The organism is Roseateles sp. L2-2 (assembly GCF_050613215.1).
Classification (GTDB): domain Bacteria; phylum Pseudomonadota; class Gammaproteobacteria; order Burkholderiales; family Burkholderiaceae_C; genus Roseateles; species Roseateles noduli.
This window is the reverse complement of record NZ_CP192509.1, coordinates 3,469,419-3,495,611: the sequence shown is the minus strand read 5'-3', so window position 1 is coordinate 3,495,611 and position 26,193 is coordinate 3,469,419. Positions and strand designations below refer to the sequence as shown.

21 protein-coding genes are annotated in these 26,193 nt (G+C 70.7%); 9 read left to right on the top strand and 12 right to left on the bottom strand.

What is annotated here, in order from left to right; translation table 11 throughout:
- Positions 1 to 23 precede the first annotated feature (23 nt).
- Positions 24 to 2,261, top strand: a complete 2,238-nt coding sequence (locus ACQZ13_RS15640; protein ID WP_431045948.1) for a TonB-dependent receptor family protein — start codon at positions 24 to 26, stop codon at positions 2,259 to 2,261.
- Here ACQZ13_RS15640 and ACQZ13_RS15635 read toward each other — a convergent pair.
- The 9 genes from ACQZ13_RS15635 to ACQZ13_RS15595 all read right to left on the bottom strand — a co-directional run bounded on the left by ACQZ13_RS15635 (position 2,211) and on the right by ACQZ13_RS15595 (position 11,683).
- Entirely contained in the window at positions 2,211 to 3,518 is a 1,308-nt protein-coding gene (locus tag ACQZ13_RS15635; protein WP_431045947.1) for a hypothetical protein, read from the bottom strand. The two genes, ACQZ13_RS15640 and ACQZ13_RS15635, sit on opposite strands and share 51 nt — an antisense overlap.
- 4 nt (positions 3,519 to 3,522) lie before the next feature.
- A complete protein-coding gene (locus tag ACQZ13_RS15630) occupies positions 3,523 to 4,047 on the bottom strand; it encodes a hypothetical protein (protein ID WP_431045945.1) in 525 nt (174 codons plus the stop codon).
- 40 nt (positions 4,048 to 4,087) lie between these two features.
- A complete protein-coding gene (locus ACQZ13_RS15625; protein ID WP_431045943.1) occupies positions 4,088 to 5,593 on the bottom strand; it encodes a hypothetical protein in 1,506 nt (501 codons plus the stop codon).
- A 215-nt stretch (positions 5,594 to 5,808) separates the two neighbouring features.
- A complete protein-coding gene (locus ACQZ13_RS15620) occupies positions 5,809 to 7,851 on the bottom strand; it encodes a response regulator (protein WP_431045941.1) in 2,043 nt (680 codons plus the stop codon).
- Entirely contained in the window at positions 7,848 to 8,792 is a 945-nt protein-coding gene (locus ACQZ13_RS15615; protein WP_431045939.1) for a sensor histidine kinase, read from the bottom strand. Before ACQZ13_RS15615 ends, ACQZ13_RS15620 begins: the two co-directional genes overlap by 4 nt.
- A gap of 29 nt (positions 8,793 to 8,821) precedes the next feature.
- Positions 8,822 to 9,901, bottom strand: a complete 1,080-nt coding sequence (locus ACQZ13_RS15610) for a SpoIIE family protein phosphatase (protein ID WP_431045937.1) — start codon at positions 9,899 to 9,901, stop codon at positions 8,822 to 8,824.
- Between the two features lie 2 nt (positions 9,902 to 9,903).
- The gene (locus ACQZ13_RS15605) at positions 9,904 to 10,356 is read right to left on the bottom strand and encodes an anti-sigma regulatory factor (RefSeq protein WP_431045935.1); all 453 of its coding nucleotides are present in this window, start codon (positions 10,354 to 10,356) and stop codon (positions 9,904 to 9,906) included.
- A gap of 11 nt (positions 10,357 to 10,367) precedes the next feature.
- Entirely contained in the window at positions 10,368 to 10,802 is a 435-nt protein-coding gene (locus tag ACQZ13_RS15600; RefSeq protein WP_431045933.1) for an STAS domain-containing protein, read from the bottom strand.
- The gene (locus ACQZ13_RS15595) at positions 10,799 to 11,683 is read right to left on the bottom strand and encodes an STAS domain-containing protein (protein WP_431045931.1); all 885 of its coding nucleotides are present in this window, start codon (positions 11,681 to 11,683) and stop codon (positions 10,799 to 10,801) included. Before ACQZ13_RS15595 ends, ACQZ13_RS15600 begins: the two co-directional genes overlap by 4 nt.
- Positions 11,684 to 11,948: 265 nt before the next feature.
- Between ACQZ13_RS15595 and ACQZ13_RS15590 the strand changes: the two genes are divergently transcribed.
- The 5 genes from ACQZ13_RS15590 (at position 11,949) to ACQZ13_RS15570 (ending at position 19,007) form a co-directional block, all read left to right on the top strand.
- A complete protein-coding gene (locus ACQZ13_RS15590) occupies positions 11,949 to 13,046 on the top strand; it encodes a response regulator (protein WP_431045930.1) in 1,098 nt (365 codons plus the stop codon).
- 107 nt (positions 13,047 to 13,153) lie between these two features.
- Positions 13,154 to 13,966 carry a beta/gamma crystallin-related protein gene (locus ACQZ13_RS15585; protein WP_431045928.1) on the top strand — a complete coding sequence of 271 codons (813 nt, stop codon included), beginning with the start codon at positions 13,154 to 13,156 and terminating at the stop codon, positions 13,964 to 13,966.
- Between the two features lie 70 nt (positions 13,967 to 14,036).
- Complete coding sequence (locus tag ACQZ13_RS15580) at positions 14,037 to 17,657, top strand: response regulator (protein WP_431045926.1); 3,621 nt, start codon at positions 14,037 to 14,039, stop codon at positions 17,655 to 17,657.
- A 22-nt stretch (positions 17,658 to 17,679) separates the two neighbouring features.
- Positions 17,680 to 18,546, top strand: a complete 867-nt coding sequence (locus ACQZ13_RS15575) for a CheR family methyltransferase (RefSeq protein ID WP_431045924.1) — start codon at positions 17,680 to 17,682, stop codon at positions 18,544 to 18,546.
- Between the two features lie 65 nt (positions 18,547 to 18,611).
- Positions 18,612 to 19,007, top strand: coding sequence for a hypothetical protein (locus tag ACQZ13_RS15570; RefSeq protein WP_431045922.1), 396 nt, complete (start codon positions 18,612 to 18,614; stop codon positions 19,005 to 19,007).
- Between the two features lie 78 nt (positions 19,008 to 19,085).
- Here ACQZ13_RS15570 and ACQZ13_RS15565 read toward each other — a convergent pair whose 3' ends face one another.
- Entirely contained in the window at positions 19,086 to 19,385 is a 300-nt protein-coding gene (locus tag ACQZ13_RS15565) for a hypothetical protein (protein ID WP_431045920.1), read from the bottom strand.
- A 528-nt stretch (positions 19,386 to 19,913) separates the two neighbouring features.
- Between ACQZ13_RS15565 and pepA the strand changes: the two genes are divergently transcribed.
- Complete coding sequence (gene pepA / locus ACQZ13_RS15560; protein ID WP_431045918.1) at positions 19,914 to 20,711, top strand: flocculation-associated PEP-CTERM protein PepA; 798 nt, start codon at positions 19,914 to 19,916, stop codon at positions 20,709 to 20,711.
- A gap of 235 nt (positions 20,712 to 20,946) precedes the next feature.
- Here pepA and ACQZ13_RS15555 read toward each other — a convergent pair whose 3' ends face one another.
- Positions 20,947 to 21,705 (bottom strand): Crp/Fnr family transcriptional regulator, encoded by a 759-nt coding sequence (locus ACQZ13_RS15555; RefSeq protein ID WP_431045916.1) that lies wholly within the window; start codon positions 21,703 to 21,705, stop codon positions 20,947 to 20,949.
- 353 nt (positions 21,706 to 22,058) lie between these two features.
- Between ACQZ13_RS15555 and ACQZ13_RS15550 the strand changes: the two genes are divergently transcribed.
- A complete protein-coding gene (locus ACQZ13_RS15550) occupies positions 22,059 to 23,075 on the top strand; it encodes a DUF4886 domain-containing protein (protein ID WP_431045914.1) in 1,017 nt (338 codons plus the stop codon).
- Here the strand turns inward: ACQZ13_RS15550 and ACQZ13_RS15545 are convergent.
- Complete coding sequence (locus ACQZ13_RS15545; protein ID WP_431045912.1) at positions 23,048 to 23,740, bottom strand: heavy metal response regulator transcription factor; 693 nt, start codon at positions 23,738 to 23,740, stop codon at positions 23,048 to 23,050. The two genes, ACQZ13_RS15550 and ACQZ13_RS15545, sit on opposite strands and share 28 nt — an antisense overlap.
- Positions 23,741 to 23,875: 135 nt before the next feature.
- On the opposite strand from ACQZ13_RS15545, the gene ACQZ13_RS15540 reads away from it, so the two are divergent.
- Positions 23,876 to 26,158, top strand: a complete 2,283-nt coding sequence (locus tag ACQZ13_RS15540; protein WP_431045910.1) for an ATP-binding protein — start codon at positions 23,876 to 23,878, stop codon at positions 26,156 to 26,158.
- Positions 26,159 to 26,193: the final 35 nt, after the last annotated feature.

Below are 26,193 nucleotides of genomic sequence, written 5' to 3'. Positions count from 1 at the left end.
ACACGGGCATTCCCGGGAGGACGATGAAGACGAAGCGATACACCGCCTGCGCGGGCGTGGCCATGCTCGGCGGCCTGTGCGGCGCGGTGCAGGCCCAGGTGCAGGCCCAGGTGCAGGTTCAGGAGCAGGTGCAGGTTCAGGAGCAGGTTCAGGAGCAGGTTCAGGCCCGGACACCGGCGGCTTCGGCGCCGGCCGGGAGCACCCGGCCCCTGCCGACGGTCGTGGTCTCCGGCAGCGTGGCCGAGCGCCGGCTCGACGAGGCCCCGTACGCGGCCTCCGTGATCGACGCCGACACCCTGCGCGCCGCGGGCCCGATGATCAACCTGTCCGAGGCGCTGAACCGCGTGCCCGGCCTCACCGCCAACAACCGTCAGAACTACGCGCAGGACCTGCAGCTGTCCTCGCGCGGCTTCGGCGCGCGGGCGCCGTTCGGCGTGCGCGGGCTGCGCCTCTACACCGACGGCATTCCGGCGACGATGCCCGACGGACAGGGCCAGGTCACGCACTTCGACCTGGCCTCGGCCGCGCGCGTGGAGGTGCTGCGCGGACCGTTCTCGGCGCTCTACGGCAACAGCTCGGGCGGCGTGATCGCGCTGGTGAGCGCGCCGGTGCGCGAACGCTTCGCCGAACTGGACCTCGACGCCGGCAGCGCCGGGCTGCGCCAGGCGCGCGTCACCGCCGGGACGCCCTTCGGAGACGGATGGGAGGCGCAGGTCGGCGCCTCGCGCATGGAGACCGATGGCTTCCGTCCGCACAGCGCCGCGCGGCGCACGCTGGCCAACGGCCGCCTGGCCTGGACGGGCGCGCGTGATCAGGTCCTGCTGCTGGTCAGCGACATCGATCAGCGCGCGCAGGATCCGCTCGGGCTGACCGCGGCGCAGTTCGCCGCCGATCCGGACCAGACCGCGTCCCAGGCGGAACAGTTCAATACCCGCAAGAACGCGAGCCAGACGCAGCTCGGTACGCGCTGGCGGCATCGTTTCGACGACGGCGGCATCCTGTCCGAGAGCGTGCTCACCGCCTACACCGGGCGCCGCTCGGTGACGCAGTGGCAGTCCATCGCCGTGGGCGCGCAGACGCCGCCGGGCAGCGGCGGCGGCGTCGTGGACTTCAGCCGGGACTACGACGGCATCGACACACGCGCGCTGTGGCGGCTCGGCTCCGCGACGCTGGCCACCGGCGTGAACCTGGAACGCCAGGAGGACGACCGTCAGGGCTACGAGAACTTCCTCGGCGCGGGCGCGTCGCAGCAACTGGGCGTCACGGGCGCGCTGCGCCGCGACGAGCAGAACCGGGCCGTCACGCGCGAGGCCTACGCCCAGGGCGAACTCCCGCTGACGACGACGCTCACCGCCAGCGCCGGCGTGCGCGCGGGACGGGTCTCGCTGTCGGCGCGCGACCGCTTCCTGGGCAACGGCGACGATTCCGGATCGCTGCGCTACGACTACGCCAACCCGGCGGTGGGACTGGGCTGGAAGGTCGCGCCCTCGCTGCTGCTGCATGCCGCGCTGGGTCGCGGATTCGAGTCGCCGACCCTCAACGAGCTGGCCTATCGCGCCGACGGGCAGGGCGGTTTCAACACCGCCTTGCGGCCGCAGAAGAGCGTGCAGCAGGAAGTCGGGGCGAAGTGGCGCGCCGGGACGGTCGAGTTCGACGCCACAGCCTTCCACGTCGCCACGCGCGACGAGATCGGCGTGCTGACCAACAGCGGCGGACGCTCGAGTTTCCAGAACGTCGGCCGCACGCGGCGCAGCGGCGTGGAGCTCTCCGGCGCGTGGGACCTCGCGCCGCGCTGGCGCGCGCAGATGGCGCTGGGGACACTGAAGGCGCGTTATCGCGACGGCTTCCTGACCTGCACTGGCACGCCGTGCCCGACCGCCGACGTGCCGGTGGCCGCGGGCAAGCGCATCGCGGGCACCAACGGCGGCAGCGCCTACGCGGAACTCGCCTGGCGGCCGTTCGAGGCCGCGCGCGACGGCGAACTCGCGGTCGAATGGCGAGGCGTGAAGCGCACCGCGGTGAACGACGTCAACAGCGAGTGGGCCGGCGGCTACGGCGTGCTCAACCTGCGCGCCCGGCACGGCTGGACCCTGGGCGCGATGCGCGCGGAGCTGATCGCGCGCGTCGACAACGCCGCCGACCGGCGCTACGTCGGCAGCGTCATCGTCAACGATGGCAACGGCCGGTTCTACGAGCCGGCGCCCGGGCGTTCATTCTGGCTGGGCCTGTCGCTGCGCGCGGCGTCGCCACGGCAACCATGAACGCCTGGTGACGGTCGCCGACGCCGGCGGCAACTCCGGCAGAGGCAGGTCGTAGCGGTTCCTGGTGTCTTCGATGAGCCGCCAGAGCGTCTTCAGGCGCCCGTTGTCCGCCTCCACGCGCCGCGCGTCGTCCTTGCCGAGTCGCTCCAGACCCCTGGAGATCTTCTCCGCCGCCTCGACAGTCGCCCGGAGCAGCTTCTCCGCGGCCCGCCGACGAAGCGGGCCCGAGGCCCGCAGACGCAGGGCGATGGCGTCGCGCAGAAGCGGCGCGACGGTTCTGTCCCGCCGCTTGAACGGGTTGAACGGGGCGTAATGACGCAGCCAGGCGGACAGCTCGTTGTCCGCGATGGTCGCCGGCGGGTCTGCCCGGCACGGCGGGTCGGGCTGGCGCGGCGATGCCGCCACGGGCCGCGAGCGCCCGGAGACCGCTGGCGGACACGCCAACGTCGCCGGCGATGTCGGTGGAAGCACGGTCGTGCGCATCTCGCTCTGACGGTGGCCGCGAGGCACGGTCTGGACGGCATCGAGGCCGTCCGGACGGAGGTGGGACAGCCAGATCGTCACGTGATTGGAGAAACGTTCGAACAGTTCCCGCAACGTCGCGCGAGGATGTGCCTGGAGCACGTTCTGGAACGTCCTGATCGTGTCGACGCTGCGATAGACCGCACCGCGGCTCAATCCCGCCTGCCGGTCGCCGTGGCCGGCGCGAGGCCAGCGGTGCCAGTCCAGGGCGCGGTCGAGGGACGCCATCAGCGCGTGAGGGGCTATCCGCAGGATCCTGTCGACGAGCGTCGGATCGAGCGGCCGTTCCCAGCCTCCGCCGCCTCGCGCTGCCGCCAGGAACAGGTCGGGGGGCGTACGCATGTCGTCGATCCTCAACAGGAGGGGTTGCAGCGCGTCGTTCTCGGGAAACGCCGAGGTCGCGTCGACGCCGCCGGGACATGGCGTCTCCCAGCGGTTGGTGAACAGGCGAGCCAGCGCTCGCGCCTGCATCGGATCGGGCTTCCCTGGTCCGGGCGACTCCCCGGCGCGCAGACGCACGCCCCAGTCCGCTTCCAGAAAGTCTTCGAGACAGTGGGCCATCGATGCCCGTACCGCAGCGGCCCGGTCGCACCCATGCCGGTCGGCCAAACGGTCGGCGAGTCGGTCGATGAAACGGACTTCGCACGACCGCAGGCGGGCCGGGTCGTGGACGTTCGACGCCGGGAGCGGTGGCGTCTCGCGCGCGCCGATGCACAAGGACTGCGAGAGAGGCATGGTGTCAGCTCCTGGGGGGCGGATTGGAGATCGCGGCGGTCGCGGCGGTCGCGGAGGTCGTCGTGGCCGCCTCGACGCCGAGGCGCCGCGCGAGTTCGGCCAGCGCGGCGTCCAGCCCCGATCGCAGGCCGAGTTCCACGAAACCGTTCGTGTCCATCAGTTCCACCAGGTCGTCGCACGCGAAGCGCTGACGGCCGTCGGCCACATGGACCCCGACGCGGCGCAGCACGTCGTCGCGGACGCCGCGGTCCGACGCCTTCTCGGCGGCCTCGAGCAGCTCGACCAGGGGGCCGTCGAAGCCGTCGATCAGGGTCTCCAGGTCGGTGATCGCCTCGTCGAGCGCGATCGTCAGGCGGGCGCGATCCGGATGGGCCTCGCAGCGCTCGATGACGGCGCGACGCAGGTCGTCCACGGCCAGCCGCAATCGGCGACGCGTCTGGCGCCAGGCCTGGCGCGGAGGAGGAAGCGGCGTGCCGGGGCGCGGCAGGGCCGGGCGTGCGTCGGCCGCGGCGGGGCGTGGGGCAGGCAAAGGTGTCATTCCCGTATGTCGCGTGGCAACGGTCCCGGGTTCACGCGACCGGACGAGATCGCGCGTCCTCACGCTCATCCGCCGCGAGAAGCCATCGCACCGACCCATGCTCGGTCAGCAGGTGCTGCAGGTCCATGACCTCCGTCGGATCGTCCTCGGCCAGCAATTGAGCCGCCATGCGGTTGACGTGCGCAGCCCAGGCGCCGACTTCCACCAGACGACGTTGCAGCCCCGCCAGCTCGGCCGGGGAGGGCCACAGCGCGTCCAAGGCCGCGAGGTCGTCGCCGGTCCTGCCCAGCGCCTCTGCCAGCAGCCGTCGTTCGCGATCGGTGGGCTGCCCGAACGTCCCGGTGTCCTTCGTCGGGCTTTCCAGTCGCGCCAGGGCGCGCAGCCTGTCCGGGCGCATCGGCATGTCCTGCGGGAGCCGTTCCTGCGGGAGCCGTTCCTGCGCGGTCAGGCCGGCCGCCGCCTGCCGGGCGGCGAAGGAACCGTCGTGATCGAGCATCCAGGCGCGACCGCCTTCGTCGACCAGCACGCCGTCGAGACCGAGGCGGGTGTCCCCCGCGCACATCGCGGTCAGGGCCAGAAGTTCGAAGGTCTCGTTCGTCAGAGGACGGGCCAACGCTTCGGACAGGCGACGCCCCCCGGCTTCCGTGCCGTGTTCCCGCTCGTCGTCTGCGGAGGCCAGACAGAGGTCGAAGCCGGGCGGTGCGATCATCAGGAGTCCGAGCGTCTCCTCGGCCTCCTCGATGTCACGCTCCGGATGCGCCGACGTCGCGACCGTTCCCCAGCGTCCCGGCATCGACACGATCACCGCCGGCACCGGGTGGGACGCGATCTCCGCCTCGATCGAGCCCTTGCTGACCGCCCTGCTCATGGAGACATGGAGCCTTGACCTGCAGACGGCGCGCGGCGCCGCTTCCGTCATGGGCTTGAAGGCGTAGGCGACCTTGCCGCGGGCGTCGAGGATGAAGTCGACGCCCGGCACATCCGGTCCGCGATGGACACCGAAGCATTCGGCCATCAACCGCGCACGTTCGCGTGTCGTGAGGGCGAACTCATCGGATCGCGACGTGATCCGGACTCTGCCGCCCATGGGTTGTGGCGTCCGCAGGATGCGTTCTGCGAGCGTCTCCCGGGCGCGAAGCCGGACCTCGCGGGCGTACCGCCCCAACCGCGTGTCGCCGGCCGCGGGGGTGCGGAGGAAGGCTTCCGCCGAGTCCGCCGCGCGCCGCGCGGCCAGCGCGATGGCGCCGTCGTCGGCATCGGGATCGACCCCCAGCAGTTCGATGCCGCGCGAACACATCGCCTTGAACGCGGGATCCTCCGAGGCGACGTGGCGCTCCGTCAGATTCAATGGCGAGAAATGGGTGGAGAACGCTGTCTTCGTTCGATGGGCCCGCTCGACGATCCCATTGATGAATTCGAGCTGCTCCACCTCCAGGTCTTGCCCATCTTTCCGACCGATGATGACTTCAAAGTCGTCCAGGTCGATCGACGTGTGCTCGTAGGGCTGAGCCTGCGGGGAATTCCTGAAGAACGGCATGTTGGAATGGCCGCCGGCGCGCTCGCGCCCGGCAACGCCAGGAAGTTGTACGTGCTGGCTTTGTCACGCGCCACCCCGGCTCCGGTTTGCCTGGCGAATTGACATCCGTCATTCGCGTCATCGACCAGCAGGACATTACTGGCGAACCCGTCGCATCCGTTCAAGGATCGGACGTTTGACGTCCTATCGCCGGCCTCCGCCGGCCTCCGCCGGCCTCAATTCGCCGCGAACTGCGCCACCAGCCGCATCAGCAGCTGCGGCTTGAGCGGCTTGGCCAGGTGCGCGTCGAAGCCCGCCTGCAGCGCCTGCTGGCGGTCCAGGTCGCGCGAGAACGCCGTCAGCGCGATGGCCGGCAGACGTTCGCCGGGAACCTCCAGCGCGCGGATGTCGCGGATCAGCTCGTAGCCGTCGCGGCCCGGCAGGCCGATGTCGCTGACCAGCAGGTCGAACCCGCTGCCCGCCAGCGCCAGCAACGCCTCGTCCGCGCCGTGGACCACGGTCACTCGCAGCTCGCGCTCCTCGAGGATCAGCTTCAGCATCGCGCCCGCGTCCACGTCGTCCTCGACGACGAGTACGCGCAAGCCGGTCAGCAGGACGGGGGGACCGTCCGCTGCGGCCGTGCCGGCACCGGCACCGACACCGGCCTCGCCCGGCGTGCCCACCATGCCTTGGGCGCCCAAGGCGCCGAACGCGCTCAAGCCGCCGGAAGCCGTGTCCGTCTCGACCACCGCCGGCGCCGCGGCTTCGCCGGGCAGCCAGAAGCGGATCGCCGCGCCGTGGCCGCGGCCTTCGCTGCGCACGTCGACCCAGCCGCCGTGCGCCTCGACCAGGCTCTTCACGATCGCCAGCCCCAGGCCCAGCCCGCCGTGCTGGCGGCTGCTCGCGGCGTCGCTCTGGGTGAAGCGGTCGAAGACATGCGGGAGGAACTCGGGCGCGATGCCCTGGCCCTGGTCGCGCACCTCCACCACCACGCCGGCGTCCTGCGCGTGCAGCGACAGCCTGATCGCGCTGCCGCGCGGCGAGAACTTGGCCGCGTTGCCCATCAGGTTCCACACCACCTGCTGCAGCCGGCCGCTGTCGGCGAGCAGCACGGTGGCCTCGTCGCGCAGCTCGAGCTCGATCCGATGCCCGCTCTCGTCCAGCGTGTGCTGGATCGCGGCCACCGCCGTGCGCAGGACCTCGCCGGCCTCGACGCGCTCGCGCGCCAGCGGCAGCTTGCCGATGTTCATCCGCGACATGTCCAGGATGTCCGTGATCATGCGCGCCTGGATCGTCACGTTGCGGTCGATGGCGGACAGGCCCTTGGCCAGCAGTTCCGGCGGGCTGTGCCGCTGCAGCACGTGCGTCCAGCCCATGATCGCGTTCAGCGGCGTGCGCAGCTCGTGCGACAGCACGGCGATCAGGTCGTCCTTCATGCGCGACAGCGCCTCGGCCTCGCTGCGGGCGCTGCGCTCGCGGTCCAGCAGCTCCTGGCGCTGCCGCGCGAGCACCTGGCGCTGCGAGATGTCCGCGGCCATCGCCATGCACACGCCGGATTCGATCGGCGGCGAGGCGGTCCATTCGACCGGCACGTCCGCGCCGTCGTTGGACCGCAGCGCGAATTCGGCGTGCAGCCCGTCCTGGCCGAGCGCCGCCACGAAGGCCCGCGCGGCGGGCAGGTCGGGCTCGCCGACGAAGTCCGTCAACGGCCGTCCGATCACGGCGTCGCCTTCGTCCGGCCCGAGGCCGAGCAGCGCCAGCATCGCCGGATTGGCGTCCAGCAGCGTGCCGTCGCCGGCCTTGAGCAGGCAGATGCCGCCCGGCGCCTGCGCGTACACGGCGCGGAACTTGGCCTCGCTGCGGCGCATCGCGTCCTCGGCCGTGCGCGTGCGCACCAGCGCCTGGATGGTCGACACCAGCACCGCCGGTTCCACCGGGTGGGTGAGGTACGCATCCGCGCCGGCGTCCAGGCCGCGCACCTTGTCCTCGTCGGTCAGGTAGGCCGCGGTCAGGTGGATCACCGGCAGCCGGAAGGTGCTGACCTGCGCGCGCAGGCGCTGGCAGAGTTCGAAGCCGTCGATGTCGGGCAGGTGGATGTCGAGCACGACGGCCGACAGCGCCTGGTCCGCGATGCGCAGCGCCTCCGCGCCGGTGGCCGCCTCCACCGTGGGGAAGCCGGCCGCGTGGAGCTGGCGCACCGTCGTGTAGCGGCCGATCGGGTCGTCGTTGACGACCAGCACGCGATGCTGCGACCGGTCGATGAAACGCGCCTCGCTCATGCGTCGGGCACCTCCGTGGCGGCTCCCGGGACGGCGGTCTCGGCGGACACCGCAGGGTCGGCCGCACCCGGCAGCCGCAGCGGCAGCGTCACGGAGAACACCGAACCCACGCCCGGCGCGCTGCGCAGGCCGACGCGCCCGCCCAGCAGCTCCGCCAGCCGCTTGCTCAGCGACAGGCCCAGGCCGGTGCCGCGCAGCCGCTTCTGGATCGGCGAGCCGATCTGGGTGAAGTCCTGGAAGATCGCGTCGTGGAACTCCGCCGCGATGCCGATGCCGGTGTCGGCGACGGAGAAGGTGATCTCGTCCTCGCCGGGAGCCCCCGAGGCGTCGGCAGCGCCCGGCGCGATCACGGCGCTCACCCGCACCTCGCCCTGCGCGGTGAACTTCAGCGCGTTGGAGATGTAGTTGCGCAGGATCTGCGACAGCTTGGCGTCGTCGGTGAAGAGCTGCGCGATGCCTTGCGGCTCCTCGAAGACCAGCTGCACGTCCGGGTTGACCAGCACCGGCTTGAACATGCCGCGCAGCGCGGCGAACAGGTCCACCAGCTCGAACCAGGCCGGCGACACGTCGATGCGGCCCGCCTCGACCTTGGCCAGGTCCAGCAGGTCGTTGACCATGTCGGCAAATTCTTCCGACGTGGTGCGGATGAAGTTGACCTGCTTTTCCTGCTCGTCGGTCAGCGGTCCGTCGACGCGGTCCAGCAGCAGCCGCGTGAGGCTGCGGATGGACGAGATCGGCGTGCGGAACTCGTGGCTCATGTAGGCCAGGAAGCGGCTCTTGAGCTCGGTGGCCTGGCGCAGCTGCTGCGCCTGCGTGTCGAGTTCGGCGTACAGCGCCAGCACGCCGCGGTTGGTCTCGTCGAGCTCCGCCTGCAGCGCCTCGAGCTGCGCCTGGGCGGCGTCCAGCGCGTCGCGCAGGGCGGCGGGGTCGTCGGTGGGCATGGTGTCCTTCCTGAGCATGTCCCGCCCTGTCAGGCGTGGGGGCGGCGGACCACGACCACGGTCGCATCGTCCTTGCCGCGCAGATGGTCCCGCAGGATCCAGCCGGCGATCACGGCGGGATCGGCCTGCAGCAGACCGGGGGTGTCTTCCAGCGACCAGCGCGAGACGATGCCGTCGGAGTACAGGATCAGCACCGCGTGCGGCGGCCAATCGTAGACGACATCCTGCAGCCGCCGGATCTGCACGCCCAGGGTGCCGTGCTGGGACAGCAGCGTCCGGTCGGACACGCCCGAGATCAGCCGGCCCGAGATGTTGCCGGCACCGGCGAACAGCAGCGGACCGCCCGGCGTCAGCGACAACGCCGCAGAGGCCGCCCCGCGCGTGCTGCGCAGGAGGTCGTGGGACCGTTCCAGGAAGGCCGCCGGGGAGGCGAGGTGGCCCGGCTCGGCGCGCGCGAGCAGCGCCATCAGCTTGTCCGACGCTTCCGCCGCGTGGAAGCCGTGCCCCAGGCCGTCCGCCACGGCGAGCGACCAGCGGTCCTCGTCGCGGCGCAGCGCCCAGGCGTCGCCGCTGACGGTCTCGCCCGGCGCGGCCAGCGACAGGCCGGCGACGTCGAAAGCGTCGTCGGCAGTGCCGGCAGTGCCGGCAGTGCCGGCGGTCAGGCCGAGACGACTCCGGTCGGTCCGGGGTCCGAAGCGCGCGGCCAGGACGGTGCCACGCTGCGGCGCGGAGAACCCGCCGAAGCGGTCGGCCATGCGCCGGATGGCGCCGAGTCCGGTCCCGGCGGTCCCACCGGTGCTGTAGCCGTCCTGCAGGCAGCGCGACAGGTCCATGCCGTTGCCCTGGTCCAGCGACAGCACCTGGATGCCCGGGCCGTCGTCGCCGAGGTCGTTGCCGACCCGGGGCTCGTCCACGCCGATCAGCAGCGCGGCCTGGCGACCGGGGCCGACGTGACGGAAGAGGTTGGTGCCGAGTTCGGTCACCGCCAGCGCGAGCCGCCCGGCGGATTCCTCGTCGAAGGCGAGTTCGGTCGCGAGCGCCTGCGCCGCACGGCGGGCTTCGCCCACCTGACTCGCGTCGTCGATGGGACAGCGTCGGAACGCGCGCACGGCTATTTCCAGCGCGTGATCGTCACGCGCGTCCCGCGCCCGGGCGCGGACTCCAGTTCGAAATCGTTGACCAGCCGCTTGCTGCCGGACAGGCCCATGCCCATGCCGCTGCCCGAGGTCCATCCGTCCTTCATCGCCAGCTCCAGATCCGGAATGCCGGGTCCCTCGTCGACGAAGGCAAGTCGCAATCCCGAGCGCACGCCGGACTGGACGATGGCCCATTCCATCGCGCCGCCGCCGCCGTAGACCAGCGTGTTGCGCGACAGCTCGCTGGCCGCGGTGATCATCTTGGTCTGGTCGACCAGGGAGAACTTCAGCTCCTGGGTGAGCTTGCGCACCAGCTGGCGCGACAGGACGATGTCGGGCTCGCTGCGGATCGGCAGGCTGCCCGAGGTGCTCGAGCTGCTCGAGGCGCCCGGCGTGCCGGCGGCGGGGGAGGGGGTGAAGGCGTTCATGACGGGCGCCGTCACCGGCCGAGCCCGGTGGCCAGGGCGTCATCGCCCTCGTCGTCAGCCGACAGGCCGCCGCTCGCGGCGTCGTCGAGCTCATCGGCCTGGCGCAGCAGGTCCATGCCGCGTTCGACGTTCAGCGCGGTGCGCACGCCGTGCAGCGTCAGGCCCAGTTCCACCAGCGTGATCGCGACCGCCGGCTGCATGCCGACGACCACCGAGTTCGCGCCCAGCACCTTGGCGATGCTGGAAATGCCGGCCAGCATGCGGCCGATGAAGGAGTCGACGATCTCCAGCGCGGAGATGTCGATCAGCACGCCGGTCGCGCCGGTGTCCTGGATCTTGTTGGCGAGGTCGTCCTGCAGCGCCAGCGCGGTCTGGTCCTGCAGGTCGACCTGGATGGTGACCAGCAGCGTCCTGCCCATGCGCAGGATGGGGATGCGCGTGGTCATGCGGCGCCCAGTCCGAGGGTTCCGCCGGCGACCGGACGGCCCTTGGTGACGACGAAGCCGGTGCGCTTGAGCGCCAGCGACAGCGCATCGGCCAGCGTCGCCTTCGTGGTGATGCCTTCCAGGTCGATGCCCAGGTGCACGATGGTCTGGGCGATCTGCGGCCGGATGCCGCTGATGATCGCGTCCGCGCCCATCAGCCGGATCGCGGTGACGGTCTTGAGCAGATGCTGCGCGACCAGGGTGTCCACGGTCGGCACGCCGGTGATGTCGATGATGGCCAGCGCCGAGCCGGTCTCCACGATGCGCTGCAGCAGCGCCTCCATCACCAGCTGCGTGCGGCCGCTGTCCAGCGTGCCGATCATGGGCACGGCGAGCACGCCGTCCCACAGCTTCACGACCGGGGTCGACAGCTCCAGCAGCTCCTGCTGCTGGCGGCCGATGATCTCCTCGCGGCTGCGCTGGTAGGTCGTGACGGTGTATTGCGCCATGTTGTCCAGCAGCGAGGACACCTCCCAGGTCGACTCGCCCAGGGCCGCCGCGTCGCTGGCGAACTTGCGCTGCAGGCCGGCGAAGAGCGGCTTCTTCAGCGCCAGCACGAAGCGGCTGGTGTCGGCGGCCGTGGAGCCCTGCGCCGCGCGCGAGGCCGACAGCTGGGCCAGCACGCCGCGCACGTTCGACCAGGCCGCATCGTCGAAGTTCTCGGTGCTGCCGTTGGCGCGCACGCCGCCCAGGATGGCGTTGAGCACCTCGCCGGTCTCGCGGATCTCGCTGGACAGCCCGCGACCGCCGCCCCCGGCGGTCAGCTCGGCCTGCCATTCGGCCAGGACCTGGTCGCGGTGGACGGACAGGAGTTCTTCGACGGCGGCGCTGTTCTGTTTCATCGTGTCCTCTCGAGGCGCGGGGACCGCGCCGGGGATGCAGGGAGTGAGGCTGGGAAAGGCTGAAAGGGAGGTGGCGTCCGTCTCCGGCAAGGGCAGGGCGGACGGACGTCACGGCGGCGCGATCGTACGCTCGCCGCTCCTCGCCCAACGACATCCCTGGGCGAGGATTGGGGGAGGGTATCTCCCAGGTCGGCGTGGGCACGCCGGTTGCCCAATGGCGCTGTCAGACATTCAAGACCAAGATGATCATGATTGGGAGAACGACGTGGCGGATCAGATGAGCGTGCTGGTGGTGGACGACAAGCCGCAGAACCTGCTCGCGATGAAAGCCTTGCTGGCCGACTCCGGCCTGGAAGTTTTGACGGCGGATTCCGGCCCCGCCGCGCTGGAACTGCTGCTCACGCACGACGTGATGCTGGCGCTGCTCGACATCCAGATGCCGGGCATGGACGGCTTCACCCTCGCCGAACTGATGCGGGGCACGGAGCGTACCCGGCATGTCCCGATCATCTTCCTGACCGCCGGCTCGCAGGAGGCGCAGCGCAGCTTCAAGGGCTACGAGGCCGGGGCGGTGGACTTCATCTACAAGCCGGTCGACGCCCACGTGCTGCGCAGCAAGGTGGCCGTCTTCGCCGACCTGCACCGCCAGCGCCAGCTGCTGGCCGAGCGCATCGTCGAGCAGGAACGCCTGGCGCGCGTGAACGCGCTGATGCTGAGCGCGCTCAGCCACGACATCCGCAGCCCGCTCTCGGTCATGATGCTCAACGCCGAGCTGCTGATCCGCCAGACCGAATCGCCGTCGCTGCAGAAGGCCGGCCAGCGGGTCAAGGCCGCGGCGACCCTGCTGGGCCGCCAGGTCGACCACCTGGGCAGCCTGGCGCGCCGGCCCTGCGAGCTGCTGCAGGTGCAGCCGGTGCGCAGCGACCTCGGGACGCTGGCCGCGCAGCGCCTGGACATCGAGAGCAACCAGGCCGTGATGTGGGCGCCGCCGGCCTTCGACCGCCTCGGCGACACCGGCGGCGACTTCGACGTCGAGCTGATGGCGCAGGCGCTCGACCAGCTGCTCATGCAGGCCGCCACGCACGCCGGCGACAGCGCGATCCGCATCCAGGTCGACGGCAGCGCGCAGCGCTCGCTGATGCTGCGCATCAGCTTCGACACGGTGCTGGAGCCGGAAGCCTCCATCCACCTCTTCGGCGGCAACGAACCGGTGTCGGGCATGTCCTCGGCGCAGGTCGGCCCCGGCCTGCAGGAGCCCGAACGCGTCGCGCGGGCGCACGGCGGCTCGCTGATCGGCGTGTCGCGGGCGCGGCAGGGCACGATGTTCGAGCTGCTGCTGCCGCGGCTGCAGTCGGAACGCTGAAAGTCCAGGGAATGTTGTCCTACACGCGGTCCCAGCGCGGCCCGACAGACCCGGCGCGTGCGCCGGCCCACAGTGGGAGCATCACAGCAACCACGATGGGGACCGCCATGAACCGTTCCGCCGCACCGAAGATGAAGTTGGCGTTCAAGCCTGCGCTGAAGGTCGCCGTCGCGGCGGCCGCATGCGCGCTGGCGGGCCACGCGATGGCCGACATCACCTTCTACGAGAACGAGAACTTCCGCGGCCGCACCGCGGGCGCCGACGCGCAGATCAACTTCCTGAAGGAGATCGGCTTCGACGACCGCGCGTCCTCGATCGAGGTCCGCGGCGAGCGCTGGGAAGTCTGCGAGGACCCGGGCTACACCGGCCGTTGCCGCGTGCTGCAGCCGGGCAGCTATCCGTCGCTGAAGTCCATGGGGCTGGACAACCGGATCAGCTCCGCGCGCCGCATCGGCGAGGACGTCAGCCGCGACCGCTACGGCCCGGATCCCCAACCGACCTACCTGCGCCGCGGCGACGAAGGCCTGTACCAGGCCCAGGTCGTCTCGGTGCGCGCCGTGATGGGCGACGAGCAGCAGCGCTGCTGGATCGAGCAGAAGGAAGTGCGGGACCGTCCCAACGTCGGCGGCGCGGTCATCGGCGGCGTGCTCGGCGGCATCCTGGGCCACCAGTTCGGCGGCGGCTCCGGCCAGGCGGTGACGACCGCCGCGGGCGCGGTCGGCGGCGCGGTGGTCGGCAGCAACGTCAACCGCGACAAGGAAGTGCGCAACGTGCAGCGCTGCGGCGCTTCGCCCAACAACGGCAATCCCCAGTACTGGGACGTGACCTATCGCTTCAAGGGACAAGACCATTACATGCAGACCCGGCGACCGCCGGGAGCGACCGTGACCGTCAACGCACGCGGCGAGCCGCGCGAATAGACGGACACGGTCATCGATCGAACGACCCAGTGAGGACTGCTGGGACCGGCCGGAGCGGGAGCGCGTTAGCATGCGCCCCCGTTCCGGCCGCCCCGTTTCCGCTTTCATGAAGAACATCACTTCCTCCGCCGCCAAGGCCAATTCGGGCAACGACCTCCACCTGGCCCACGGCGTGCGCCGGCACGACTGGCTGCCGCTGTCCACCGCGCTGGGCTTCGTGCTGGCGGTGATCACCATCCTGATCACGGCCTGGTTCTCCTACCGCTCGCAGCAGGCGCAGTCCGATTCGGCCGACGCGATGGCGCGCACGTTGATCGTGCAGGAACAGATCCAGACGCTGGGCTCGGCGATGAAGGACGCGGAGACCGGCCAGCGCGGCTACCTGCTGACCGGGATCGACAGCTACCTCGTGCCCTTCAACACGGCGCAGGTGACCATCCCCGCCGCGGCCGAGCGGCTGCGGGCGAGCTTCCAGAACTACCGGCCGCAGCTGGCGCGGCTGGAGACCGCGGAGCAGCTCTTCAAGGCCAAGCTCGCGGAGATGGAGGAGACCATCGCCGCGCGGCGCGCCGGCGAGAGCGCCGCCGCGGTGACGCTGGTGAAGGGCGATCGCGGCCGCATCCTGATGGAGCGCATCCGCACGCTGCTCGGCGAGATGGAGCGCGAGGAACGCGACCGCGCCGCGGAGCGCCGCGCGCTGTGGGACGGCGCGGTGCAGCAGACGGTCGGCGTGATGTGGGGCGGCTCGGCGCTGCTGCTGGTGCTGACGGGTGTCGCCGCGGTGCTGAGCTCGCGCGGCTACCGCGCCGCCAAGACCGAGGAGTGGCTGAAGGCCGGCCTCGCCGGGCTGGGCGTCGAACTGCAGGGCGACCCGCACGTCGAGCGCCTCGCCGACATCGCCACCAGTTTCCTCGCCCGATGGACCGACGCGCGCGTCGGGGCGTTCTACGTGGCGCATGAGGACGGCACCTTCCTGCGCGTGGGCGGCTATGCGCTGCCGGTGGCGACCGGCACGGAGGCGGCGCCCCCGGTCGTGCGCGGCGGCGACACGCTGCTCGGCCAGGCCGCGCGCGACCGCCGTCCGGTCCACGTGACGCAGCTGCCCGCGGACTATCTGCCGATCACCTCGTCGCTGGGCAAGGCCGGTTCGGCCGAACTGCTGATCGCGCCGGCCGGCCTGGACCGGCGCGTGCAGTGCGTGATCGAGCTGGGCTTCCTCCACCACGTCGGCGAGGCCGAACGCGAACTGCTGGCGCGCGTCGCCGAGCCGATCGCGATGGCGCTGCGCGCCGCCAAGGACCGCAGCCGCCTGGAGGCCCTGCTCGAGGAGAGCCGCCGCCAGGCCGAGGAGCTGCAGATGCAGCAGGAAGAGCTGCGCGCCAGCAACGAGGAACTCGAGGAGCAGGGCAACGCGCTGCGCGACTCGCAGCTGCGGCTGGAGAAGCAGCAGACCGACCTGGAGGAAAGCAACACGCAGCTCGAAGAGCAGGCGCGCCAGCTGGAACTGCAGCGCTCCGAGCTGACGGCCGCGCAGGAGATGCTGACCGACCGTGCCGAGGCGCTGGAGCGGTCCAACCAGTACAAGAGCGAGTTCCTGGCCAACATGAGCCACGAGCTGCGCACGCCGCTGAACTCGACGCTGATCCTGGCCAAGCTGCTGTCGGACAACAAGGACGGCAACCTGAGCGAGGAGCAGGTGCGCTTCGCGCAGACCATCAGCTCGGCCGGCAACGACCTGCTGATGCTGATCAACGACATCCTGGACCTGTCCAAGATCGAGGCCGGCAAGGTCGACATGCAGATCGAGCGCGTCTCCGTGCCGCGCCTGCTGCAGCAGCTGACGCAGGTCTTCGCGCCGGTCGCAGCGCAGCGCAACCTGGCTTTCGGGCTGCAGCTCGCGCCGGGCGCGCCCGAATGGATAGAGACCGACGAGGCGCGGATCGGCCAGGTGCTCAAGAACCTGCTGTCGAATGCGCTCAAGTTCACCGAGCGCGGCTCGGTGCGCATGGAGGTCGGCGCCACCACCGACGGCCGCCTGGCCTTCACGGTCAAGGACACCGGCATCGGCATCCCGGCGCACCAGCAGGCGCTGATCTTCGACGCCTTCCGCCAGGCCGACGGCAGCACCCACCGCAAGTACGGCGGCACGGGGCTGGGCCTGTCGATCTCGCGCGACCTGGCGCGCCTGCTGGGCGGCGACATCCACCTGCAGAGCACGCCGGGGCAGGGCTCCGTCTTCAGCCTGGTGCTGCCGCTGGCGCATGAGGCGCCGCTCGGCGACGAGCGCCCGCGCCCGCTGACGCCGTCGCAGGCGCCGCACTACGGCGGGATCAAGCCGCCGCCGGCGGTGCCCGCCTTCGACGCCGTGCTGCCTTCGCTGGGCGAGTCCGAGGAGGAGACGGCCACCGCCGAGGCGCTGCTGCGCGAACCCGCGCCCGCCGCGCCCGAGCCGCGCCTGCCGCAGCTCGACGACGACCGCCTGTCCTGGGTGCCCGGCGACCGCGCCATCCTCATCATCGAGGACGACCAGCGCTTCGCGCTCATCCTGCGCGACCTGATCCGCGAGATGGGCTTCGTCTGCCTGATGGCGCACACGGCCGGCAACGGCCTGTCCATCGCGCAGCGCTACGCGCCCAGCGCGATCCTGCTCGACATGAACCTGCCCGACCACTCCGGCCTGGGCGTGCTGGACCAGCTCAAGCGCGAGCCGCTCACGCGCCACATCCCCGTGCACGTGATCTCGGTGGCCGACTACACGCACGAGGCGATGGAGCGCGGCGCGGTCGGCTACGCCTTCAAGCCGGTCAAGCGCGAGGAGCTCGAGGTCGCGCTGAACAAGCTGGAGGCCAAGTTCTCGCAGCGTCTGCGCACGGTGCTGGTGGTCGAGGACGACGCGCGCCAGCTCGACAGCATCCGCCACCTGCTGGCGGCCGACGAGGTCCGCATCGAAGGCGTCGCGACGGCGGCCGAAGCGCTGGAAGCGCTGCGCCGCTCGACCTTCGACTGCATGGTCATGGACCTGAACCTGCCCGACATGAGCGGCTACGACCTGCTCGACCAGATGGCGCTGCAGGAGGACGTCGCCTTCCCGCCGGTCATCGTCTACACCGGCCACACGCTGACGCCGCAGCAGGAGCAGCAGCTGCGGCGCTATTCGCGCTCCATCATCATCAAGGGCGCACGCTCGCCGGAGCGGCTGCTCGACGAGGTGACGCTGTTCCTCCACCAGGTGGAAGCGCAGCTGCCGCCGGAGCGGCAGAAGATGCTCAAGGAAGTCCGTGCGCGGGACAACATGCTCGAAGGCCGGCGCGTGCTGGTCGTCGAGGACGACGTGCGCAACATCTTCGCGCTGTCCGCGGTGCTGGAGCCCAAGGGCGTGAAGGTCGACATCGCGCGCAACGGCCGCGAGGCGCTGGAACGGCTGTCCGCGCCGCTGCAGGGGCCCGGCGCGATGCCGCCGGTGGACCTGGTGCTGATGGACATCATGATGCCGGAGATGGACGGCTACACCGCGATGCGCGAGATCCGCGCGCGGCCCGACATGCGGCGGCTGCCCATCATCGCGCTCACCGCCAAGGCGATGAAGGACGACCAGGAGAAGTGCATGGCCGCCGGCGCCAACGACTACATCGCCAAGCCGCTGGACATCGAGAAGCTGCTCTCGCTGGTCCGCGTCTGGATGCCGCGATGACGGCCTGCAGGACCGCCCGACGATGACGCGGCGTTCGAACGAGGCCGACGACGGCCAGGAAGGGCAGGGCAGGCATGCGGACGACCTCGAGGTCCGACTCATCCTCGAGGCGATCTACGCGCGCTACCACTACGACTTCCGCGACTACGCGGGCAGTTCGCTGCGTCGCCGGCTGAAGGCCGGGCAGCAGCGCTTCGGCTGCGCGAATCTCTCGCAGCTGCAGGGCCGCGTGCTGCACGAGCCGGAGGTCTTCCGCTCCGTGCTGAGCGACCTGACCGTGCAGGTCAGCGAGTTCTTCCGCGACCCCGAGTACTTCCGCGCGCTGCGCGAGCAGGTCGTGCCGGTGCTGCGCACCTTCCCGTCGCTGCGCATCTGGGTGGCGGGCTGCAGCGGGGGCGAGGAGGCGTACTCCATGGCCATCCTCATGAAGGAGGAAGGGCTGCTGGACCGCACGCTGATCTACGCGACCGACATCAGCCAGGAGGCGCTCGCGCAGGCGCAGGCGGGGGTGTACCGGGTGGACCAGGTGCCGCTGTACACCGAGAACCACCGCGCCTCGGGCGGGGTGGGGTCGCTGTCGGAGTACTACACGGCCGCCTACGACCATGTGCTGATGGACAAGTCGCTGAAGGAGCGCATCGTCTTCAGCGACCACAGCCTGTCCACGGACAGCGTGTTCGCCGAGGTGCAGCTGGTGTCCTGCCGCAACGTGCTGATCTACTTCAACCGCGCCCTGCAGGACCGCGCGCTGGGGCTGTTCACCGAGGCGCTCTGCCGCAACGGCTTCCTCGGCCTGGGCGCGCGCGAGACGCTGCGCTTCTCCGCTCACGCCGGCGAATTCGTCGAGGTCGCGGCGAAAGAGCGCGTGTACCAGAAGCGCTCCGGCTGAACGTCGGGCTCGGGGCTTGCCTGATTCCTGCATCGACCCGCATCGGGTCTCTCAGGAGAAGCACCATGGCCACCAGCAGCATCCTCGGCGGAACACAGGCGCCCGCGCAGGCGAAGGGGCGGGGCACCGATTCGCTCGGCCCGAGCGACAGCTCCGACAGCGGCAGCGACATCTCGGGCGAGCGTCAGATGAGCACGGGTCCGGACGATCCGGACGAACTCGGCGCGACGCCGTCGAATCCTTCGAGCGACACCGATCGCTTCGGCACCGGCGAGCGCGCGTCGGCCACGCCGGGCAGGGACGATGAGGCCGCCGACATCTCGCCGGATCGCGTCAGCCGCGAACCGTCGCCGGACGACATCGACGCGAGCATCGATGTGGAGGACCTGGCCAGCGGCGACGATCCGTCGGCGGGGCCCGATCCCGAGCATGCGGACGACGACGAGGACTTGGACGAGTAAGGGATTCAGCGACGCCGGGAGGCGTCGCGCTCAGCGCTCAGCGCTCAGGCACGAGCGCAGAACAAGCGCGGAACGACCTCAGAACGAGCCGATCGCCGCCATCGACGCGAAGGCGCCCAACGCGAGCGCGCCCACCCACAGCCGCCACGGCGCGGGCTCGTCGCGCGGACGGCGCTGCTGATGGCGATGCGCGAGGAAGCAGGCGACCGACGCGCCGCCGGCCACCAGGAACACGAGCGCGTAACCCAGGCCCTCGACGGTGCGGCCGTGATGCAGCGCCAGCGCCAGGACGATCTGCCCGAGCATCAACCCCGCCACGCCGGAGGCGGCAGTCGAGGACAGGGCTGCGGAGGCGGCGGTACGGCGGGGATGCGACATGGTGGGCGGAGCTCGTGGACGGCGTCGGAAAGGTGTCGACAGGAGTCGAGAGGAGTCGAGAGGAGTCGAGAGGAGTCGAGAGGAGTCGGAAAGCGACAGCGGATTGTCCCGTCCGCCTCTTCCCCGGAGCTTCCTGAAAAGCGCCGTGCGAGCGCAGTAATTCGCGCTGATCGCGCTGATCGCGATGCTGGGAATGGCATCGCCGGACACGTGGCATTGCGCCGAAATCCGTCGCCTGGCGAACCGCTGTCGAGCCCCTGTTCATGGCAGGGTGCCGACCCCTCCATTTGCGGCGCCGCAGCGAGCGCTTTCCCCCTGAAGACATCGAAGAAAAGCGTGTTTTTGTTGCACTGCATCACCCCCTGTTCGCGGGGTGTTTTCAGGCACGGAAACCCCGGTTCGTAGCACCTTCCTGGTACACGCGCGAGGGCCCCCGTTTTTATGTGGGTGGACGAACAGACTCCCTCTGTAGGGGGTGGTGAACTGCGACGTCCGCGATGTGCGGATTTCCCTTTCGGAGCAACCACCATGACCCTGCCTTTGCTCTCCCGGAAGCCCGTGGCGTTCCAGCGTACCCTGCTGGCTCTCGCCCTGCTTGCCGCCAGTGCCACCGCGTCCGCGCTACCGCAGTTCACCTGGGATCCGGGCGCTGCCGGCCTGAACGGCTCGCCGATCACGGCCGACAACCTGCTGGTGTCGAACTACTCGACCATCACCTTTTCCGGCGCGACCTTCACCGAATCCGGCTACCTGGCCGTCAGCGCGGCCCAGCTGGGCGGCCTGACCCTGCCGTCCAACGGACTGAACTCGGACTACGGCTACTACATCCAGTTCAGCGGCGCCGGCACGCTGACGCAAGCCGGCAACCCGGGCACCACCCCGACGCTGGGCACGCTGACCTCGCTGACCTACACCCTGTACGGCTACAACGGCACCTCGTCGTTCGGCTTCTCCGGCAACACGCCGACGGAAACCGCGACCGGCGAAGTGGCCCTGGCCAGCGGCTCGCTGCTGCTGGGCACCGTGTCGACGATCCCGCTGGGCGACGGCACGAACTTCAGCCCGTCGGCCAACGCCAAGCTGACCCTGAACTGGCTGGTGCCGGGCTTCCAGAGCTCGACGCTGCCCCAGAACATCGCGCTGACGTCGTTCTCGAACACGTCCTCGCAGGTCGAGCCCTTCGCGGGCGGTTTCCGCATCCGCCAGGGCGGCGGCTCGATCAACTTCGCGTCGGCCGTGCCGGAACCCTCGACCTACGCGATGCTGCTCGCCGGTCTGGGCGCCATCGGCTTCGTCGCGCGTCGCCGGACCCGTTCGGAGAAGTGATCGCGAGACCGGTGGACCGGTGATCGTCCGCGATCACCGGCAGCCGGTCCGAGGCGTCGGGGTCTGACGGCATGCGGGTGCCCGAGGATCCCGGACCTCAACAGGAGAGACGCGCACGAGCGCGCCGGTACGAGCCGGTGCGTTCAGGCGCGACGAACGTGTTCACGACACGTCGACGAGTCCCCCGTCCCCGACGGGTGGCTCGCTGCGGTGCTTGAACAGCGATGCAGAGCCCTCAGGCCTGCACGGCGACGGGCGCGAAGGTGGCAGAGGTGGCCGCGTTCCCGCCGTCCGGGTCCTGAGGCAGCAAGCGCTGGAAGTCCTGCTTGAGCAGGGCGTAGCACTCGCAGGCCCGGGCTTCCAGCCCCGGCCGGTCCAGTACCGCGATATGACCGCGGGAATAACGGATCAGGCCGGCGGCCTGGAGGCGCTGGGCGCTTTCGGTGACGCCTTCCCGGCGCACGCCCAGCAGGTTGGAGATCGACTCCTGGGTGACCGACAGCTCGCAATGCCCATGTTGACGATCCAGGCACAGCAGCAGCCAGCGGCACAGCTGACGTTCCAGCGAGTGGTGCCGGTTGCAGACCGCGGTGTGCGCGATCTGGCTGATCAGGGACTGCACGTAACGCAGCAGCAGCGCCGTCGACGGCCCGGCGCGCATCATCTCGTCCTTCACCAGCGACACCCGCATGCGGAAGGCCAGGCCGGCGCGCTGCACGACCGCGCGGCACGCGGGAGATTCCCCGCCCATCGCCGCGGCCAGGCCGGCTGCGCCTTCCGAGCCGATCATCGCGACCTGCGTCGAATCGCCCGAGTGGGTGGTGTGGATCAGCGAGACGATCGCGCTGATCGGGAAGTAGACGTGGGTGGCGGGGGCGCCGGCCTCGAAGAGCACGCGGCCCTTGAGCAGCTCCACCGTCTCGAGCTGCGCGGACCAGCGCGCCTGATCCTCGACGGGCAGCTGCACGAGCAGCTGGTTCGCGCGAGGCGTCATGGCGGAAGGGTTTGCGGCAAGAGACAGGGACATCGATGGGCTCCGGGAACTGGACATCCGTTCCAGCGGAACACTATGGCAATCACCGTACCCGCCGGGGTATCGGCGCGTGTCTTTGGTGCCATTGCGTGTCCTCCCGGTGCAGCTTCGGGCGTCGGCCGCGTCACTGTTTCATGTGTCCCCAAATCCGTGCGTCAGCGCACCAGGTTTCCGATGCTGTCCGCACAGCGATCTAGGGGGAGGGGGGGTGGCACGCCTACCGGACGGCGTCCCGGTCCCTATAACGAAGAAGCGCGTGGCCATCGGCACTTGCCGGCTTCGCGCGCAACCACGACTACAACCGAGGAAGACCAATGATCCGATCCATCACCCGGTTTCCAGGGACGCTCGCCGGGCTCGCGCTCGCGCTGTCGGTCGGCGCGGCGCAGGCCGAGACCATCCTGTTCGTCGGCAACAGCTTCACCTACGCGCAGGGCTCGTCGGTGATGCAGTTCAATCCCGGCTCCGTGACCGACCTCAACGGCACCGGCATCGGCGGCATCCCGGCGCTGTTCAAGGCCTTCACGGCGCAGGCCGGCCTCAACTACGACGTCAGCCTGGAGACCGTCGGCGGCAGCGGGCTGGACCTGCACTACAACACCAAGATGGGCCTGATCGACAAGCCCTGGGACCGCGTCGTGCTGCAGAGCTACAGCACGCTGGACGCGGCGCAGCCGGGCAATCCGGCCAAGCTGATCCAGTACTCGGGCCTGCTGGCCGATGCGCTGCATGCGCAGAACGCCAACGTCAAGATCAACCTGATGGCGACCTGGTCGCGCGCGGACCAGACCTATCCGCCCAGCGGCGCCTGGTACGGCCAGTCCATCTACAAGATGGCCGAGGACGTCTACACCGGCTATCTGCAGGCCGACCAGGCCTCCGACAAGATCGACGGCGTGATCCCGGTGGGACTGGCCTGGAACCGGGCGATGTCCCAGGGCTTCGCCGACACCAACCCTTACGACGGTATCGATGCGGGCAAGGTCAAGCTCTGGGCCAGCGACAACTACCACGCCAGCATGTACGGCAGCTATCTGGAGGCGCTGACCATCTTCGGCTCGATCACCGGTCTGGATCCGCGCAGCCTGGGCGTCAATGAGACCGCGGCGGCGCAACTGGGCATCTCGCAGGCGCAGGTCCGGGTGATGCAGCAACTGGCCTTCGAGCAGTTGGCCGGGCCGGTCCCCGAGCCGTCCACCTGGGCGATGCTGATGGCGGGCATCGGCGTGCTGGCGGTGTGGCGCCGCAAGGGCGACCGCGGCGCCGCGCATGCCCCTCAAGCCGCGCATGCCGCGCACGCCGTTCAGGCGTCGCGCTTCTCCAGCACGTAACCCATCCCGCGCACGGTGTGCAGCAGCTCGACGTCGAAAGGCTTGTCGAGCTTGCCGCGCAGCCGTCGCACGGCGACTTCGACCACGTTGGTCTCGCTGTCGAAGTTCATGTCCCAGACCTGCTCGGCGAGTTCGGTCCGGGACAAGACCTGACCCTGACGCCGCAGCAGCAGCGTCAGCAGGCTGAATTCCTTGGGCGTGAGGTCCAGGCGCTGGCCGGCGCGATGGACCTTGCGTCTCAACAGATCCACTTCGAGGTCGGCGAGCTTGAGCACGGTGGCCTCCACCGCCGGCGCGCCGGCCGCGCGGCGCAGCAGCGCCTGGATGCGGGCCACCAGCTCGGAGAAGGCGAAGGGCTTGCACAGGTAGTCGTCGGCCCCGGCCTGCAGGCCGCGCACGCGGTCCTCGACCTCGGCGCGCGCGGTCATCATGAGCACCGGCAGCGCGCGGGTGTGGTCCTGCTGGCGCAGCGCCGCCAGCACGGCCAGGCCGTCGATGCCCGGCAGCACGCCGTCCAGCAGCACCAGGTCGTAGGCGCCCTCGCTGGCCTGGTGCAGACCGTCCACGCCGTCGCGCACCAGGTCGACGACGAAGCCCTCCTGCGTCAGGCCGCCGCGCAGATAGTCGCCGAGCTTGTCCTCGTCCTCGATGACGAGCAGTTTCATAGCGGGTCCTTCATCCCGGGTGCCGGGCAATCGGTGAGCCCTGCCGACGGTCCGCGTCGACGAAGGGCGCTCGCCGGGCCGGGCGCGGCGGGGGCGTCAGGCGAGGGCAAGTCCCGCCCCTAGAATCCGCCCACCATGCCCCAACGGACCCCTTCCTCCTCCGCGCCGCGCGCCGGGTCCGTCCGCGGGAAGCTGCGCGCCATGGTCTGGCTGATCGTGCTGCCGACGCTGCTGCTGTCGGTGTTCGCCGGCATGGCCGTCTTCCAGACCGAGCGCCGCGCGGCGGTCTCCGCCGCCACCGAGACCGCCGAGGCGCTGAGCCTGGTCGCCGACCGCGAGATGGCGGTGCGCACGGCGCTGCTGCAGGCGCTCAGCGTCTCGCCCAGCCTGGCCGAGGGCCGGCTGGAGCAGTTCCACGGCGAGGCCGCCCGGCTGGTCGCCGGCACCCCCAACACCATCGTGCTGGCCACGACGGAGGGCCGCCAGCTGATCAACACGCGGATTGCCTGGGGTCAGCCCTTGCCCGCTGCGGGCGGCTTCACCGACGGCATCGACGCGTCGCGCCGGCTGCTCGTCTCCAACCTCTACGTCGGTCCGGTGGACCGCAAGCCCAGTTTCGCGGTCCGCGTGCCGGTGACGGTGCTGGGCAAGCCGATGTACCTCGGCTACGGCAGTCCCGTCAGCGAGATGCAGCAGATCTTCCGCCAGCAGCCGCTGCCCGAGGGCTGGCTGGGCGTGGTGCTGGACCGCAACGGCCTGGTCATCGCCCGCACCCGCGATCCGGAGAAACGTGTCGGCCAGCGCGCCAGCGCCAACATGCTCCAGGCGCTGGGCGGCGGGGATCGGGGCGTCGTCGACGCGCGCACGCTCGACGGCGAGCCGGTGTTCACCGTGTTCAGCCGCGCGCCGGATTCCGGCTGGGTGGTGCTGATCGGCCTGAGCCAGTCGGAGCTCGCCAAGGGCGCCTGGCGGGCGTTCGGGATGATGCTGGCGCTGTCGCTGGCCTTCATCGCGCTGGCGCTGGTGCTGGCGCGGCGCATGAGCCGCGCGATCGCGGATCCGCTGCGGCGGCTGCGCAAGGACGCGATCCGCATGGGCGGCGGCGCGACGATCGAGGAGGCGCCGGGCGGCGTCGACGAGATCGACGTCGTGCAGCACGCGCTGGCCACGGCCAGCCGCGAGCGCGCGGGCAACGAGCTGCGCCTGCGCGAGGAGATCGACGCGGCGGTGGCGCAGACGCGCCACGCCCAGCAGGCGGCGCTGCGCAGCCAGAAGCTGGAAGCGCTGGGCCGGCTGACCGGCGGCATCGCGCACGATTTCAACAACCTGCTGCAGACGATGACGACCGGGCTGCAGCTGGCGCGTCGTCTGAGCAGCGACCCGCGCGCGGACACGGCGCTGGAGGCCTGCCAGCGCGCCACCGCGAAAGCCGCGCAGCTGACACGGCAACTGCTGGCCTTCGGACGTCCGCAGGTGGGGCATGAAGCCGTCATCGACCTGCGCCGGCAGTTGCCGGAGCTGATGGCCCTGGCCGGCGGCGCGGTGGGTACGGCCGTGGAGGTCGAACTGAACATCGACGACGACCTGTGGCCGGTGCGCACCGACCCGGTCCAGCTGGAGCTGGCGGTGCTCAACCTCGCGTTGAATGCGCGCGACGCGATGCACGGGCGCGGCCGGCTCACCGTGTCGGCGCGCAAGCGCGTGCTGGCGCAGGGCGATCCGGTGGGACTCGCGCCGGAGCTGCTGCCCGGCGAGTACGTCGCCATCGCGGTGCGCGACACGGGCGACGGCATGACGCCGGAGCAGATGGAGCGCGCCTTCGAACCCTTCTTCACCACCAAGGCGGTGGGGCAGGGCACGGGCCTCGGCCTGGCGCAGGTCTACGCGCTGGCGCGATCGGCGGGCGGCACGGCGGCCATCGTCAGCAAGATCGGCCTGGGCACGGAGGTCACGCTGTGGCTGCCGCGCTCGCACGGCAGGGCGGAGGCCGAGGGTCCGGAGGCGCAGGAGACCTCGGCGGACGGGGCGCGGCGCTTCACCGGCACGGTGCTGCTGGTCGAAGACGAGCCCTCGGTGCGGGAGCTGACCGCGCAGGCCCTGGAGGCGCTCGGATTCAGCGTGAAGACGGCGCCGACGGCCGATCATGCGCTGGACCTGCTGCGCGGCGGGCTGACGGCGGACGTCGTGCTGACCGACATCGTGATGCCGGGCGAACGCAGCGGCGTGGACCTGGTGCGGACCTTGAAGGTGCTCAAGCCGACGCTGCCGGTGGTGCTGGCCAGCGGCCATCCGGTGCGCATCGAGGAGGCGCCGAACGTGCCGCTGGTGCCCAAGCCCTATGACGTCGACGTGCTGGCCGCGGTGCTCGCGGAGGCGATGAATCCGACACGGGATGCGGTGCGGACGAACGCGGACTGAGGCGTCCCGGACTTCGCCTCGTCCAACGACATGTG